At 39.2% G+C, this 14977-nt stretch carries 13 protein-coding genes; 9 read left to right on the top strand and 4 right to left on the bottom strand.

Features of this window, described 5'->3' with window-relative positions:
- Window positions 1–6: 6 nt before the first annotated feature.
- The 5 genes from BM073_RS03610 (at window position 7) to BM073_RS03590 (ending at window position 3274) form a co-directional block, all read left to right on the top strand.
- A complete protein-coding gene (locus BM073_RS03610) occupies window positions 7–663 on the top strand; it encodes a protein-L-isoaspartate(D-aspartate) O-methyltransferase (RefSeq protein WP_091650941.1) in 657 nt (218 codons plus the stop codon).
- Between the two features lie 93 nt (window positions 664–756).
- On the top strand, window positions 757–1284 hold the full coding sequence (locus BM073_RS03605) for an acyl-CoA thioesterase (protein WP_091650494.1): 528 nt from the start codon (window positions 757–759) through the stop codon (window positions 1282–1284).
- Between the two features lie 67 nt (window positions 1285–1351).
- A complete protein-coding gene (locus BM073_RS03600) occupies window positions 1352–1936 on the top strand; it encodes a hypothetical protein (RefSeq protein ID WP_091650491.1) in 585 nt (194 codons plus the stop codon).
- Window positions 1933–2253: a DUF3817 domain-containing protein gene (locus tag BM073_RS03595; protein WP_091650489.1), complete on the top strand. Its 321-nt coding sequence runs from the start codon at window positions 1933–1935 to the stop codon at window positions 2251–2253. The genes BM073_RS03600 and BM073_RS03595 overlap by 4 nt, the downstream gene beginning before the upstream one ends.
- 1 nt (window position 2254) lies before the next feature.
- Window positions 2255–3274: a hypothetical protein gene (locus BM073_RS03590; RefSeq protein ID WP_091650938.1), complete on the top strand. Its 1020-nt coding sequence runs from the start codon at window positions 2255–2257 to the stop codon at window positions 3272–3274.
- 2 nt (window positions 3275–3276) lie between these two features.
- On the opposite strand, the gene BM073_RS03585 is transcribed toward BM073_RS03590, so the two are convergent.
- Genes BM073_RS03585 through accC form a run of 3 tightly spaced genes read right to left on the bottom strand, consistent with a single transcriptional unit; the run spans window position 3277 to window position 6647 of the window.
- Window positions 3277–3870 carry a Maf family nucleotide pyrophosphatase gene (locus BM073_RS03585; RefSeq protein ID WP_245756362.1) on the bottom strand — a complete coding sequence of 198 codons (594 nt, stop codon included), beginning with the start codon at window positions 3868–3870 and terminating at the stop codon, window positions 3277–3279.
- Window positions 3812–5143 (bottom strand): DUF1015 domain-containing protein, encoded by a 1332-nt coding sequence (locus BM073_RS03580; RefSeq protein WP_091650486.1) that lies wholly within the window; start codon window positions 5141–5143, stop codon window positions 3812–3814. The genes BM073_RS03585 and BM073_RS03580 overlap by 59 nt, the downstream gene beginning before the upstream one ends.
- Window position 5144: 1 nt before the next feature.
- The gene (gene accC / locus BM073_RS03575; protein WP_091650484.1) at window positions 5145–6647 is read right to left on the bottom strand and encodes an acetyl-CoA carboxylase biotin carboxylase subunit; all 1503 of its coding nucleotides are present in this window, start codon (window positions 6645–6647) and stop codon (window positions 5145–5147) included.
- Window positions 6648–6832: 185 nt separating this feature from the next.
- Between accC and BM073_RS03570 the strand changes: the two genes are divergently transcribed.
- Together BM073_RS03570 and BM073_RS03565 are read left to right on the top strand one after the other, a co-directional pair.
- Window positions 6833–8083, top strand: a complete 1251-nt coding sequence (locus tag BM073_RS03570; protein WP_091650481.1) for an aminotransferase class I/II-fold pyridoxal phosphate-dependent enzyme — start codon at window positions 6833–6835, stop codon at window positions 8081–8083.
- Window positions 8084–8185: 102 nt separating this feature from the next.
- Complete coding sequence (locus tag BM073_RS03565) at window positions 8186–8362, top strand: BF3379 family histone-like protein (RefSeq protein ID WP_091650478.1); 177 nt, start codon at window positions 8186–8188, stop codon at window positions 8360–8362.
- A gap of 67 nt (window positions 8363–8429) precedes the next feature.
- On the opposite strand, the gene BM073_RS03560 is transcribed toward BM073_RS03565, so the two are convergent.
- Window positions 8430–10274: a M1 family metallopeptidase gene (locus BM073_RS03560; protein ID WP_139217433.1), complete on the bottom strand. Its 1845-nt coding sequence runs from the start codon at window positions 10272–10274 to the stop codon at window positions 8430–8432.
- Window positions 10275–10546: 272 nt separating this feature from the next.
- On the opposite strand from BM073_RS03560, the gene BM073_RS03555 reads away from it, so the two are divergent.
- Window positions 10547–13675 (top strand): VPS10 domain-containing protein, encoded by a 3129-nt coding sequence (locus BM073_RS03555; protein ID WP_091650473.1) that lies wholly within the window; start codon window positions 10547–10549, stop codon window positions 13673–13675.
- Window positions 13676–13798: 123 nt separating this feature from the next.
- The gene (gene galK, locus BM073_RS03550) at window positions 13799–14965 is read left to right on the top strand and encodes a galactokinase (protein WP_091650469.1); all 1167 of its coding nucleotides are present in this window, start codon (window positions 13799–13801) and stop codon (window positions 14963–14965) included.
- Window positions 14966–14977 lie beyond the last annotated feature (12 nt).

Below are 14977 nucleotides of genomic sequence, written 5' to 3'. Positions count from 1 at the left end.
ATGCCACTGCTTAAATTAGAAGACACCTACCTCCACAAAGGAAAAAGAAAAGCACTTGTAGCTGAACTCAAAAAGAAAGGAATTCAAAGTCAACGTGTTTTAGATGCAATCAACACATTACCCAGGCATTTTTTCTTTGATTCGGCCTTGATATCTCATGCCTATGAGGACAAAGCTTTCCCAATTGGTGAGGGTCAGACAATCTCGCAACCTTATACAGTAGCCTTTCAAACCGAACTGTTAGATATTCAGCAAGGGGATAAAGTTTTAGAAATAGGTACTGGTTCCGGTTACCAAGCAAGCATCCTGCATCTTTTAGGGGCAGAAGTTTATACTATTGAGTATCAAAAAAAGCTTTTTGAGGGCACCCAGAAATTTTTGAAAAGACTGGGAATAGATATGAACCTGTTTTATGGAGATGGTACAGGAGGTCTTCCTCAATTCGCCCCTTACGATAAGATTATTGTGACCGCCGGAGCTCCAGTAGTACCAGAAGCCCTAACCCAACAATTGAAGGTTGGGGGAGTTTTAGTCATTCCTGTTGGGGATAGAAGTAGACAAGCTATGGTAAAAATCACCAAGAAGGCAGGAGGAAAATTAGAAAGAGAAGAATTTGATTACTTCGCTTTTGTACCCTTATTGGGAAAAGATGGATGGAAATAGAATTAAGATATTTTTCAGAATAATATTCTGAAAATATATTTTCATATCATGCTTTAAGAAATTTAATTTTTATTTTTGTTGAAATTAAAGATTATGGCTAAGAAAAAATTTGCAAGGGAATCAGCTACCATCATGACAGAAATGGTGCTACCTAATGACACAAATACACTCAATAATCTCATGGGCGGAAGGTTGATGCATTGGATGGATGTGGTTGCAGCCATCGCTGCTCAAAAGCATTCCAACCGAATTGTAGTAACAGCTTCTGCTGATAGCATTTCATTCAAGCAGCCCATTAAACTTGGCAATGTGGTCACATTGGAATCCAAAGTAACAAGGGCTTTCAATTCTTCAATGGAGGTGTATATTGAAGTAACCGCAGAAGATATTCCTGCTAGCACAAAAATCACTACGCATAGAGCTTTCTTTACATTTGTTGCGGTAGACCAAAACGGGAAACCCATAGAAGTGCCTGAGGTAGTACCTGAGACAGCAGAAGAAGAGGAACTTTTCGAAGGAGCCTTGAGGAGAAGACAATTGAGATTAGTATTGGCAAAAAGAATGAAACCAGAAGATGCAGTGGAGTTGAAATCCATATTCAATCTAGACATCACAAAATAATGATCAGGGAAGGCACAAAGTCTTCCCTTTTTTTGGCTTAAGGGGATTTTTTGAGCAATTTTCAGACATGGAAAATTTATCACTGGGTGAATTAAAATATATACTTCAAGAACCGATTTATCTTTTCGAGGAAGATCAATCTGAATTGAAAAACAAGGTTTCAGAGAATAAATCAGAGCTTGTCAAGAAAAATGAGGTACCCCCTACTCCTCATGAAGAACCAATCAAATCTGATGAATTAAAGCCTGAGACTGAAGAGATTGAAATAGAACCTATTAAAGTTCGTGGCAAGTTTGAAAAAGGGATTCTGATTTTACACGAGGAGGCAGCACTCAGTGACCCAGTGATGGATATGCTTGTGAAAATGATACAGGCAGTAGGACATAGTATGAGCGAAGTTGGATTAGTCAGTTCGGAAGAACTGCATGGAAAAAGCCTAGAGGAATTTCAAGCAATCAATGCGCATATTGTTCTGAAGTTTGGCAAAATCAAACACCCTATCAATGCGCTTCCCATCCATGAATATCAAATTCACACAGAGGAGGAAACAGAGTATTTGTTCGCAGATTCTCTAACAGCCATTTCAGAGGATAAAAATTTAAAAGTTAAAACCTGGAACGCTTTGAAACTTCTCTTTAATATTTCCAAATGAAAAAATTAACTCCAGAGCAGAGCTTGTGGGCCAAACGATTTAAATGGATCAGTTTGATTGAAGGAATATCATTTTTGGTACTCTTATTTATTGCTATGCCATTGAAATACATGATGGATATGCCTCAGGCTGTTACAGTTGTGGGCTGGATTCATGGACTTCTTTTCATTATATACATCTACACCGTTTTCCCTACAGCTTCAAAGCTAAAATGGAATTTCAGCCGAACTCTATTTGCCTTGATAGCTTCTGTATTACCCTTTGGCCCATTTATATTTGACAGAAATCTGAAGAAAAGCCAACAAGTTGATTTTTGAAATGGCATTGATCAGCAAAAAGAAAAAAGTATACAAAATCAGCTCAGAGTTGAGAAGCTACCTCTTGGAATATTCAAGAGAGGTGGATATTCCTATTCATTATCATGAGCTATTGAGATATACTGATTCGATTGCTTTATACGATTCCAAAGAACAGGACACATTTTGGGAGACAGTATTTTATGATCAATCAGATCGAGAAGAAATCCATTTAAATGTCAAAAAGATCTATGCTATCCTGAAAGCCGGAGGAGATATGTCTGTGATGGATCACCTGTATGTAGACAGAATTGATCTCTGTATCTATGGAAACACGCAGCCATTTCGGGTAAGGATTGTTAATCGGATCAATGATAATTTTGACTATTTCTATATCAAAAATGCAGACGCCTCCAGAGTATATGGATTGGAACTAGAGCATTTACTTTCTCCCAATAGAATCAGTTACCTTGTTCATCAAAACACCTTAATTGAGGAACATATAGCAGGTATTCCAGGGGATAAATTTATGCGTCTCCATATGGCAGATCCACATCTGAACCCTATTCGACTCGCCAAAGAGTTCGTCAAATTCAATGAGCGTTGCTTTGTAAGACTTTTGGGAGATATGCACTCCTCTAATTTTGTCATTGATGTTACTCCTGATTTCGAAGAGACGCATTATAGAATCAGAGCGATTGATTTTGATCAGCAAACCTATGAAGGTAAAAAGTCCATCTATTTGCCTCAATATTTCAAGGAAAACAATGTCTTAATTCAATTGGGAATGAAATACATCACTCCTGAATCCATGAGACAGTATCAACGAGAAGAAAGAGCCTTGATCGCCACAAGATTGAAGTCTTCCTATCATGAAATCGAGGGAATTTTAAACGCTATGGAAAAGGATCATATTGCTCCTTTGCAGAATGTGGATAGCCTTAGAAAAGAATTGGCAAGACATTATAAGAACCAAAAGTTCATGTCTTGCCAAAATATGGGACAAATACTTAAAGTAAGTCTAGAGCAGTTGCTCAAATAGCATTACCACTTTTTCAATTGCTCATAAACCAAGTGCAAGGGGAATCCCATTACATTAAAGTAAGATCCTTCAATACTTGCTACTCCTATAAATCCAATCCATTCCTGGATTCCATAAGCTCCCGCCTTGTCGAAAGGCTTATATTCTCGGATATAATGCCAAATCTCCTCTTCTTCCAAAAATCGAAAGGTTACCTTCGTTTCATCCTCAAGCGTGATCCTCTTGTTTCTATCCTTGATGGTAACAGCTGTCATCACTGTATGCGTAGCACCGGATAAACTTTTGATCATGTCGAAAGCCTGTTGTTCTGAATTGGGTTTGCCCAGAACATGGCCTTTTTCGATGACAACAGTATCAGATGTAATGAGGATTTCATTTTCTTCAAGTTCCTCAGAATAAGATTCTGATTTCAACCTAGAGAGATAAGCCGCCACGTATTCCGCAGGAATATCTGCCGGAATCGTCTCATCCACAGGGTTGACTTTAATCTCAAATTCCAGCTCTAACCCTTTAAGAAGCTCTTGTCTTCTCGGAGAGTTAGATGCTAAGATGAGCTTTTTGTCCTTCAGTTTTTTCAAAAAAGGCGTCATATTCATAGTCAAATTCGTCTTGATCAATACTCGCAAAAATCAATCCTCCGAGAGCTTTAGGATAAAAATAAGTAGATTTCTGCGGCATCATTTCTCCGGATTTACAAACCTCCAATACTTGCTCCATCTCTAATTCTCTGGTAATTAAAGCAAAGATTGCTTTTCCGGATCTTACTTCTCTGATACAACGCGCAAAATTTCTTTCGTAGGCTATTTTGGGTGATTTTCTTTGTTCTTCTGAAGGGATTCCTAAAATCTGGTTAAAGAGAACTTCGTGCAAAGCTACTAAGTCCAAGTTTTTCAAAGCAGGCGCTAAGTTCAAATTTAAATTTTCAAACTTCTCTTCCTTTAACTCCAAAAAGTAGGACTCCTCTCCTATCACCAAACCATAAGTATGGGATTTATGAAAAGCATAATTACCTAATTCATCCGGATCTGGGAATTTTTTGACTACAAACCAATCCTCCAACTTATTCATTAATGTGGATTGTTCGATTTCCATATCATAAAAAAGCCGATGAGTGGGAAGAATTTTCAGATCATTCGCCAATGCATTGGTTAAATACATTAAATGATAATCATGAGCCTTCCACTTCTTATCCTGATATTCTCCATTCATCGAATTGCGATAAGAAATAGCTCCTTCTAAGCGATGGTGGCCATCTGCTAATATGATTTGCTTTTTTTGAATTAGATTCAAAAACTTTTGAATAACCTCTGCGTCATGGATCACCGCCAAAACTTCCCTTACTCCTTGGTAATCCTCCAATTCATACAATGGGGATTCAATAGCTGCATCCATGTATTTCTCCAATTGGAATTCCTCGTCCTCATACAATCCATGAGTGGGACTTGCCTGGATTTTAGATGCCTTCAAAAGATCTACTCTATCATTTACCGCAGAGACTATCGTGTTCTCATGCCTTAGAATTTGTTTTTCATCCCAATTATAGGCTTTAATCTGAGCTATAAACCCTTTTCTACATCGCTCATCATGCTCTCCCGGAAGCCTGAAATATTGATAATAGACATAAATTCCGGGAAGCATATCCTGAGAGATAATCCCTTCTTTTTTCCATTCTAAAACAGTATTCTTCACTCTTTCTATAGGCTCGGGACCTTTAGGTACAGAAAGGTGTATACTATTTAAAGGATTTTGGTAAAGTTGTTCTCTCTGCTTTTCAGAAACCACATCAAAAAGTGGGGCAGTAAGTTCTTCCAACTTGGAGCTAAACTTCTCAGCATACCTCCAAGCTCTTAATGGTAGTATTTCAGCCATATTATTTTAATCTATTCCTCCACATGCTTGTAGATTGGGAAGGGTTAGACTCAGTAGTTTTGTTTGTTGATTTTGATTTTTGAGCATTGAAAAATTCGACCGCCAAAGCAGCCAACATTTCTTCTTCTTCAGGAGAGAGCTTCTGGTCCAAAACTTCAGGAGTAAAGTACCTTTCCACGAATTTGGTATCGAAATTTCCACTGACGAAGGCCTCATGCTCTAAAGCAAAACGACAAAAATCCAATGTGGTTTGAATTCCTGTAATCTCATAATCCTCAATTGCCCTCAACATTCTGTCTATCGCAGCCTCTCTAGATTCTGCATGCGTGATTAGTTTGGCAATCATTGGATCATAATAAATTGGAATATCCATACCTTCCTCAAACCCATCATCCACACGAATTCCAGGTCCTTGAGGTCTTTTATAGGTAATTAATTTTCCAATATCCGGTAAAAAGTTGTTTCTCGGATCTTCGGCATAAACACGAACTTCCAGTGAATGTCCGTTAATTTTTAAATCCTCTTGAACAAAGTTCAATTTTTTCCCTTCAGCCACCCAGATTTGCTCTTTTACCAAATCCTTTCCCGTAATCATCTCTGTCACAGGATGCTCTACCTGAAGGCGGGTATTCATCTCAAGGAAATAAAAGTTCAATTTATCGTCAACAATGAATTCCACTGTTCCGGCACCATAATAATTACATGCCTTAGCTACTCCCACAGCTGCCTCTCCCATGGCTTTTCTCATTTCTGGAGTCACTACGGCTGAAGGCGCTTCTTCAATTACTTTTTGGTGTCTTCTCTGAATAGAACACTCTCTTTCAAATAGATAAACAATATTTCCATGCTGATCGCCCAAAATTTGAATTTCTATATGTCGTGGAGAAGTAATGAATTTTTCAATAAACACAGCACCATCTCCAAAAGCAGACTGTGCCTCAGAAACAGCCCTTTGCATTTGCTCCTCAAATTCCGCTTCAGATTCTACAATCCGCATTCCCTTTCCTCCTCCTCCTGCGCTTGCCTTGATCAGGATTGGATATCCGATTTCTTGAGCCTTGGATTTAGCAGCTGCAATATCTGAAATGGCCTCTTCCGTCCCCGGAACCAATGGAATATCATACTTAGAAACCGCCTGCTTAGCTGCCAATTTACTCCCCATAACCTCAATAGATTCAGGGGAAGGCCCTACAAAAATGATCCCTGCATCACTGACTTTTTGGGAAAAACCCGCATTTTCTGATAAAAACCCATATCCTGGATGAATGGCATCTACTCCTAATTCTTTACATGCTTCAATTATTTTATCTGCCAATAAATAGGACTGATTAGAAGGTGGAGGTCCTAAGCAAATAGCCTCATCAGCAAATTTGACATGGGGGGATAATCTATCGGCTTCTGAATAAACTGCAACGGTTTTAATTCCCATTTCCTTTGCTGAGCGCATGATTCTAAGGGCAATTTCCCCTCTATTGGCTACCAGCAATTTTTTAATACTTGGCATGATCTCTAATCTAATTTGGGTACTGTACAAAGTCAAAAGCGAATTAAGGAAATTATTTTGAGGAATGTTAAGAAAGCAGCAGTATGACAAGGGATTTTTGCTTGGTAGGCATTTAAGTTTTATTTTTGGCGGATTTTGAATGAATAAATCATTGCAAAATCTTTATCACTTAAATTCAATAAGCTTTGGATCTATTTGCAAAACTACACACCAATCTGGGCCCGCTGGGCAAACACTCTCAGTTTTCAGATGGCTATTACATGTTCCCTAAACTAGAGGGCGAGATTGCTCCCCGTATGAAATTTCAGGGAAGAGAAGTATTGACTTGGTCTCTGAATAATTATTTGGGTCTGGCCAATCATCCTGAAGTAAGGAAAACTGACGCTGATGCAGCAGCCAAATGGGGTGCAGCATACCCAATGGGAGCTAGAATGATGTCAGGCCAAACCTCACTGCATGAAAAATTAGAGGATGAATTGGCTGAATTCGTAGGCAAAGAGAAAGCCTACTTACTGAATTATGGCTATCAAGGCATCATGTCTGTAATTGATGCTCTATTGGACAGAAAAGATGTTGTCGTATACGACTCGGAATGTCATGCCTGTATTATTGATGCATTGAGAATGCACATGGGAAAAAGATATGTTTTCCCTCATAATGATATCGAAAACTGCGAAAAGCAGTTGGAAAGAGCGACCAAACTTGCCGCTGAAACAGGTGGAGGTATCCTTGTGATTACGGAAGGTGTATTCGGAATGACTGGTGATCAGGGAAAACTCAAAGAAATCTGTGAACTAAAAAAGAAATTTGAATTCCGTTTATTGGTTGACGATGCTCATGGTTTCGGAACTATGGGACAAACCGGTGCCGGAACTCATGAAGAGCAGGGAGTAATCGAAGAGGTAGACCTTTATTTCTCCACATTCGCAAAATCTATGGCATCTATTGGTGCTTTCATTGCAGGAGAAGAAAAAGTGATTCACTATTTGAGGTTCAATATGAGATCTCAAATCTTCGCCAAATCTTTGCCTATGCTTTTGGTAGAAGGTGCTTTGAAGCGTTTGGAGCTTCTAAAAACCCAACCAGAATTGAAGGCAAATCTTTGGAAAGTAGTCAATGCATTGAGAAGCGGGCTACATGAAAACGGTTTTAGCACAGGAAAATCAAATTCTCCAGTTACCCCAGTGGTCTTGAACGGAACAGTTGGAGAAGCTGCAGCTCTTTCTTATGACCTGAGAGAAAATTATAACATCTTCTGTTCAGTAGTGATTTACCCAGTAGTACCTAAAGGCATGATTATCTTGCGTTTAATCCCTACTGCTGTTCACACTTTGGAAGATGTAAAAGAAACTGTTCAGGCCTTTGCAGCTGTAAAAGACAAGCTAACTAGCGGTCAATACAGAAATTCTGAGATAGCAGTTTCCTTCGGAGAATAAAAAAAAATTCAAAAAAAATACCCTCAGGATTGAAATAGCAAGTATTTGGGCTATATTGGATTCAAATAAACTTATCATCAACCTAAAAAACACACTTTTACTATGAGCAGATTTAGTGAAGTTAAAGATCTTGTAATGGGCCTTGAGGGCGATTTCGAAAAATTCTACGAGAAAGGTAATCAAGCAGCCGGAACCCGAGTAAGAAAAGGGATGCAAGATTTGAAAAACTTGGCACAGGACATCCGTAAGGAAGTTCAAGACAAGAAAAACGCCGGTTGATCCGTAAAAAATAAAAGGTGGCTCAAAAGCCACCTTTTTTTTAACTGGATTTTAATAAAGTGGAGCCTTAAAACTCCACTTTATTGTTTTCAGGCATTACATCTGCCAATCTTTTACTTGGGTCAATCTCAATTGATTGAATATCCTCCAATTTTCTATCCAACACGATAGTCTTTTCTAAATTGACCCACGGCCAATCCTCTGTATACACTCTTTTTGGCATTCCTTCTTCATTGGCTTTTTCACCTCTCATAATCACCAAAGGCATATAAATTTGCTCCTGCGCACCATCCTTATACGTGACCACTATATCAAGAGGCATTGGCATTAAACCAATTCTTTGGAAAGTTACTGCTGTTTGATCTCCTCTAGCTTCTACAGGACCTATAGCATAGTCAATGGTCTTTGTTGTATAAACAAAATATTCCTTATACCAATCCAATTCGATTCCGCTTTCCTTTTCCATAATTCTAATCAAATCATTGGCATTGGGATGCTTGAATTTCCAAGTATTGAAATATCTCAATAAACCTCGATCTCTTACCTCTTTACCAATTACGTAACCTAATTGCTCCATAAATACAGCACCTTTTGAATAAGCCGCAGAACCGTATGCCCTATTGGTATGATAATGGTCTGAATGCGTAGACATGGGCTCTTCCAAGCCTGATTTCGCTAAACTGATGTAGCCACGATAACTTCCTGCATGAACATTCCCTACTCCTTCTCTAAAAATTTCACCCATAGTCAGATTGGTGGCATAACTCGTGAACCCTTCGTCCATCCAAGGATACAAAGATTCATTGCTTGCCAGAACTCCGTGATACCAGCTATGAGCCAATTCGTGAACCATCACTCCTACCAAGCTGCCTAAGCTTCTTTCTCCGGTGATTAAAGTAGACATGGCATATTCCATTCCACCATCTCCTCCTTGTACCACTGAAAATTGCTTATAAGGATATTGCCCAAAATTCTTGGACATATATTCTATAGCCTTAGGAGTATATTCTTTCAATTTTTCCCAGTTCTCAGAGGTATTCTCTCCTGGAATAAAAAAATGGTGAACTGTTATTCCATTGTCCATTTGAACCTTATCATGCTGGTACTTCGGATCAGCTCCCCACATAAAATCGTGAACCATCGGAGCTTTAAAATGCCAAGTCAAAGTATTCCCTTTTGGCTGGGGCACTTTCACTCCTGCATCTTCATAGCCATGACCAATTTCATTTGGATTCTGCAGGTAACCTGTTCCCCCAATGGTGTAGGTTTTATCAATGGTAATTTTAACATCAAAATCACCCCAGATTCCATAAAACTCACGACCTATGTAAGGATTTGCATGCCAACCTTGTTCATCATAATTGGCCATCTTAGGATACCATTGGGACATGGAGTAGCGAACACCCTCTTCTGAGTCCCTTCCCGATCTCCTGATTTGTACAGGTACTTGACCTTCAAATGCCATTTCAAAGGTTGCATTGGAATTAGGCAAAATCGGCTGATCCAAATCCACAACCAAGATTGTTTCTTCTTCATTGAATTTTACAGCCTTTCCGTCTTTAGTCAAGGACTTGACATGCAGATAGCCGATTTCTTCCGGAGACAGTAAAGAGATTCTGTCTCCTACTCTTCTATCCGGATCAGCAATGGTACGGGACCTTACATCCATCATGCTTCCTGGTTGGAATGCATTATAATACAAATGATAAAAAACCCTATTTAGGGTATCTGGTGAATTGTTGGTGTATGTGAGAACTTGAGTACCGGTATATCGATTGGTTTTCACATCCATGGATACTTCCATTTGGTAATCCACCGCTTGTTGGAATCTACCTGTTTTTGCAAAAACACCCGTACCCGATATCAAGCAAAGAAAAAGCCCTGCAAAAGGCTTCATGTACTTAGTGAGCATAGATTTAATTTTTTTTTCTAAAGAAAATCAAAATGAATAGGCTGGGCAAACCAACTATCAAATTTTACTTAGAAGAGTAAGTTTGATGCTCAAATAGCTATCTACTCCATTGAAATAATTTTCGAAAAAGGTTTGAATCATTTCCTTTAGTTTCAGAAAAAATTACCAATCCAACACCCTTGCGAAATCGAGCTGAAAGACTTAAGTACTTTGGGAATTTATCTCTAAAGGCACGATTCCATGTGAATAGTGAGAAAACAAATTTAAAACACATGAAAAAACTCTACATTTTGATTTTAGTGGCCATGATGGGATTCAACCTTCAGGCCCAACAGGTCAATATGGATTTATTTAAATCCATGAAAACAAGAAATGTGGGACCGGCAGGTATGAGTGGTCGAATTACTGCTATTGATGCAGTTGACGATGATCCCACCATTATTTATGCCGGTTCTGCATCTGGCGGACTTTGGAAATCCACTTCAGGAGGTATCCATTGGGAGCCTATTTTTGATGACCAAAAAGTTCATTCTATCGGAGCTATTTCCATTTACCAAAAAAATCCTTCCGTAATCTGGGTAGGTACAGGGGAAGGAAATCCAAGAAACTCTCTAAACCTAGGTTATGGAGTTTACCGCTCACTTGATGCAGGTAAGACCTGGGAAATGATGGGCTTGGAAAAAACAAGAGCTATCCACAGAATCATCGTACACCCGGATGACCCCAATACTGTTTTTGTGGGGGCGATCGGTTCGCCTTGGGGTGAGCAAGAAGATCGAGGTTTATACAAAACTACAGATGGAGGAAAAACCTGGAAAAAAATCTTGTATGTAGATACAAAAACTGGTGTGGGTGAAATGATCATGGATCCAAATAACCCAAACAAGATCTTTGTCAACATGTGGCAACACAGAAGATATCCATGGTTTTTTGAATCTGGAGGAGCATCTAGTGGCTTGTACGTGACTTATGATGGAGGAGACAATTGGACAAAGCTGGGTGATAAAAACGGTTTACCAAAAGGAGACTTAGGACGTATGGGACTAGCTATTTCTGCTGCAAATAGTAATAAGGTTTATGCTTTGGTTGAGTCAAAGAAAAATGCACTTTATGTATCTGAAGATGGGGGTTCCAATTTTAGTATGATCAACAGTGGTGATGATATTGGAGATAGACCTTTCTATTATTTTGAAATCCATGCCGATCCTAAGAATGAAAACAGGATTTACACTTTGTATTCCAGGGTTGGAATGAGTGAAGATGGTGGTAAATCTTTCAAGCAAATCTTACAATATGCAGGAGTTCACCCGGATCATCACGCTTGGTATATCAACCCAAATGATCCAAAACTTCTTATTGATGGAAATGACGGTGGCTTGAATATTTCTCGTGACGGAGGTAAAACTTGGTATTTCGCAGAAAAGTTACCAGTAGGCCAATTCTATCACGTCAATGTTGATAATGAGCTTCCGTATAATATCTATGGAGGCATGCAAGACAATGGCTCTTGGGTAGGCCCAGCCTATATCTGGAGAAGAGATGGAATTAGAAATACATATTGGCAAGAAGTATCATTTGGTGATGGATTTGACGTTGTTCCCCATCCAGCAGATTCAAGATATGGATATACCATGTCTCAGGGTGGGAATGTGACCCGCTTTGATAAATTGACAGGTCACAACCGATTCATCAAGCCTACACATCCAGATAAAGACGTGTTCTTGAGATTCAACTGGAATGCTGCAATTGCACAAGATCCGCATGATGATAATACCGTATATTACGGTTCGCAGTTTTTGCATAAGTCAACTGATAGTGGGGAAACTTGGGAAATTATTTCACCGGATTTGACAACCAATGATTCAACCAAGCAAAGGCAGCAACAAACAGGAGGTTTGACCTTTGATATCACAGGAGCAGAAAATCATACTACAATTATTGCCATAGCTCCGAGTCCAGTTGATCCTAATGTTATTTGGGTGGGTACGGATGACGGCAACTTGCAAGTAACCCAAGATGGTGGAAAAACCTGGAACAATGTAGCTTCCAAGCTGACAGGACTTCCAAAAGCAAGCTGGATTCCTCAAGTTCAAGCTTCTACCTACGAAGCAGGAGAAGTGTGGGTCATTGCAAATAATTATAGAAACAATGACTTTTCAGCTTATGCCTACCATAGCAAAGACTTTGGAAAAACATTTACCAGAATAGCAGATGATTCAAAAGTTTGGGGATATGCCTTATCCATTATGCAAGATGTAGAGCAGCCTAATCTAGTTTTCCTAGGAACTGAGTATGGATTGTACGTTTCGTTCGATAAGGCAAAAACCTGGAACAAATGGGAACATGGCTATCCGAAAGCTGTCTCCACATACGATATGACCATTCAGGAAAGAGAGGCTGACTTGGTAATAGGCACCTTCGGAAGATCCATGTGGGTTCTGGATGATATCAGACCTTTAAGAATTTTTGCAGCTAATGGAGGAAAAGCTCCGGCAGCAAAAATAACGGCTGTTCCAGCTCCTGATGCTTATCAAGTAGAAATTCAACAGCCACATGGTGAGCGATTCCCGGCTGATGGAAAATATGCTGGAGAAAATAGAGAAACAGGAGGAAGACTAAGCTTTATCATCAATGATGACAAAGAAAAGTTGGATACAGTCACTGTGAATATTTATAATCAAGCAGGAGAACAAATCAGAACCTTGAAAACTGCACCTCAAAAAGGGGTAAATAGAGTTAACTGGGGTCTAGACAGAAAATCTACAGCAGAAAATGCCGGAGGAAACCGTGGACGAAGAAATGGATTCTACGAACCTAGCGGTGGAGATGCACTTCCTGGAACTTACAAAGTAGAGTTTGTATATGGTGAGGAAAAAGCTGAAACTTCTATTAATGTGTATGCAGATCCAAGAATCGAGATTCAACTAGCAAACCTAAAAGCCAGAGAAGACTTCACTAAGAAGTTGGAAGCTTTGCAGACAGAAATGAGCACAGCAACCAATCAAATGAGTGAAGCAGAAAAAGCTATCAAGAAGGTGGAAGACATGACCAAGGACCTGGATTCAGAAGAGGCAAAAGAATTGGCAAAAGCAGCCAAGGAAATCAAGAAAAAACTGGAAACAGTTAAAGAAGCCTTTAATGGACCAACCCGAGAAGGTCAGGGAATCGTGAGAAACCTCTACCCTACTACCATGACTATGCAGTTTGCACCTAGAAGGTATGTAGGCTCATCCTACGGAGCACCGGGAGAAACTGAAGAAAGGCTCTACCAACATGCAAAAGAGTCCGCAGAAGAGGCCTTTAAAGTACTGGAAGAGTTTATGAGTGGAGAGTGGAAAGCTTTCGAAGAGAAAGTAAAAAACACTCCTGTAAACCTTTTTGAAGGTGTGAAAGAAAAATAAATTCAAACCTAGAAAAAATGAAAGGCTGGCTATTTTTAGTCAGCCTTTCTTTATTCTAAGAAGCACAAATTTCAGCACAATATTTATATTCAGGTCCTTAAACCTATTAGCCAACATTCACTCATGTTCTCTTCGAATTTTAGCCAAAAAGCCATTCAAGAATTCCAAAATAGATACCAAAAGAAGCCAAGAGTTTTTCGTTCTCCCGGAAGAATCAATTTGATTGGAGAGCATATAGATTACAATAACGGCTGGGTAATGCCAGCGGGGATTGACAAAGAAGTCACCTTTTGTATTTCAAAAAATGAAACTGACACCTTTCGGATTTTCTCATTAAACCAACAAGAGGAGGTTTCTTTTACCCTGTCTACTTACAATTCCATCCCATCAGGCTGGGCGAAATATGTGATTGGAGTTATAGATGAATTAATAAAAGTCGGAAAAAAAATCCCTGCATTTGACGCTACAATAGACGGAAACGTTCCCTTCGGATCGGGACTATCCTCATCTGCGGCTTTGGAATGTGCCACTGCATTTGCAATCAATGAGTATTTTGAATTAAATCTTTCCAGAAAAGAGATTGCGCTAATTTCTCAAGCAGCCGAAAATAATTTTGTGGGGGTGAATTGCGGTATTATGGATCAATTTGCCTCAGTGTTTTCCAAAGAAAACCAGGTGATCAGGCTGGATTGCGACACATTGGAATATGAATATTTTCCCTGTGAACTTGGAGAGTACACCTTGATTCTCGCCAATACATTAGTCAAACACAGCTTGGGTGATTCCGAATATAATACTCGAAGAAGGGAATGCGAAACCGCCCTCGAAGTTTTATCCGATGCTAAAGGAGTTGAAAAAAGCTTTAGAAATTTGACGATTGAAGATCTCAATACCTATTCTTCATTGATCAATGAGACACAAGCTAAAAGATTAAGCTTTGTACTTGGAGAAATCAACAGAGTTCAGCTTGCAAGTAAGGCACTTAAAAATAAAGATTTTCATGAGCTGGGTAAATTGCTTTACGAATCACACGAAGGATTGCAACATTTATATGAAGTGAGCTGTGAGGAATTGGATTTTATGGTCAATTTTTCAAAAGGCTTTGAAGGTCTTTTAGGATCTAGGATGATGGGAGGTGGATTTGGAGGATGTACCATCAATCTCATTGAGCGGAAATCTTCCCAATCTTTTCAAAAGGAGCTTACAGGAGCATATTTCAAACAATTTGGCATCGAACCTGAATTCTATCAGGTCAATATTGGAGAAGGAAGCTCAGAAGTGATCCTATAATTAAAATGAAAA

It is taken from the genome of Algoriphagus ornithinivorans (assembly GCF_900115305.1).
Classification (GTDB): Bacteria; Bacteroidota; Bacteroidia; order Cytophagales; family Cyclobacteriaceae; genus Algoriphagus; species Algoriphagus ornithinivorans.
The sequence above is the reverse complement of the archived record's forward strand: the minus strand, read 5'-3'. Positions and strand labels throughout refer to the sequence as shown.

What these genes read in the sequence shown, in the direction of transcription:
- BM073_RS03605 (WP_091650494.1), top strand. Translation starts at nt 757, where the DNA reads ATGGCTAAGAAAAAATTTGCAAGGGAATCAGCTACCATCATGACAGAA.
- BM073_RS03600 (WP_091650491.1), top strand. Translation starts at nt 1,352, where the DNA reads ATGGAAAATTTATCACTGGGTGAATTAAAATATATACTTCAAGAACCG.
- BM073_RS03595 (WP_091650489.1), top strand. Translation starts at nt 1,933, where the DNA reads ATGAAAAAATTAACTCCAGAGCAGAGCTTGTGGGCCAAACGATTTAAA.
- BM073_RS03590 (WP_091650938.1), top strand. Translation starts at nt 2,255, where the DNA reads ATGGCATTGATCAGCAAAAAGAAAAAAGTATACAAAATCAGCTCAGAG.
- BM073_RS03585 (WP_245756362.1), bottom strand. Translation starts at nt 3,870, where the DNA reads ATGAATATGACGCCTTTTTTGAAAAAACTGAAGGACAAAAAGCTCATC.
- BM073_RS03580 (WP_091650486.1), bottom strand. Translation starts at nt 5,143, where the DNA reads ATGGCTGAAATACTACCATTAAGAGCTTGGAGGTATGCTGAGAAGTTT.
- accC (WP_091650484.1), bottom strand. Translation starts at nt 6,647, where the DNA reads ATGCCAAGTATTAAAAAATTGCTGGTAGCCAATAGAGGGGAAATTGCC.
- BM073_RS03565 (WP_091650478.1), top strand. Translation starts at nt 8,186, where the DNA reads ATGAGCAGATTTAGTGAAGTTAAAGATCTTGTAATGGGCCTTGAGGGC.
- BM073_RS03560 (WP_139217433.1), bottom strand. Translation starts at nt 10,274, where the DNA reads ATGCTCACTAAGTACATGAAGCCTTTTGCAGGGCTTTTTCTTTGCTTG.
- BM073_RS03555 (WP_091650473.1), top strand. Translation starts at nt 10,547, where the DNA reads ATGAAAAAACTCTACATTTTGATTTTAGTGGCCATGATGGGATTCAAC.
- galK (WP_091650469.1), top strand. Translation starts at nt 13,799, where the DNA reads ATGTTCTCTTCGAATTTTAGCCAAAAAGCCATTCAAGAATTCCAAAAT.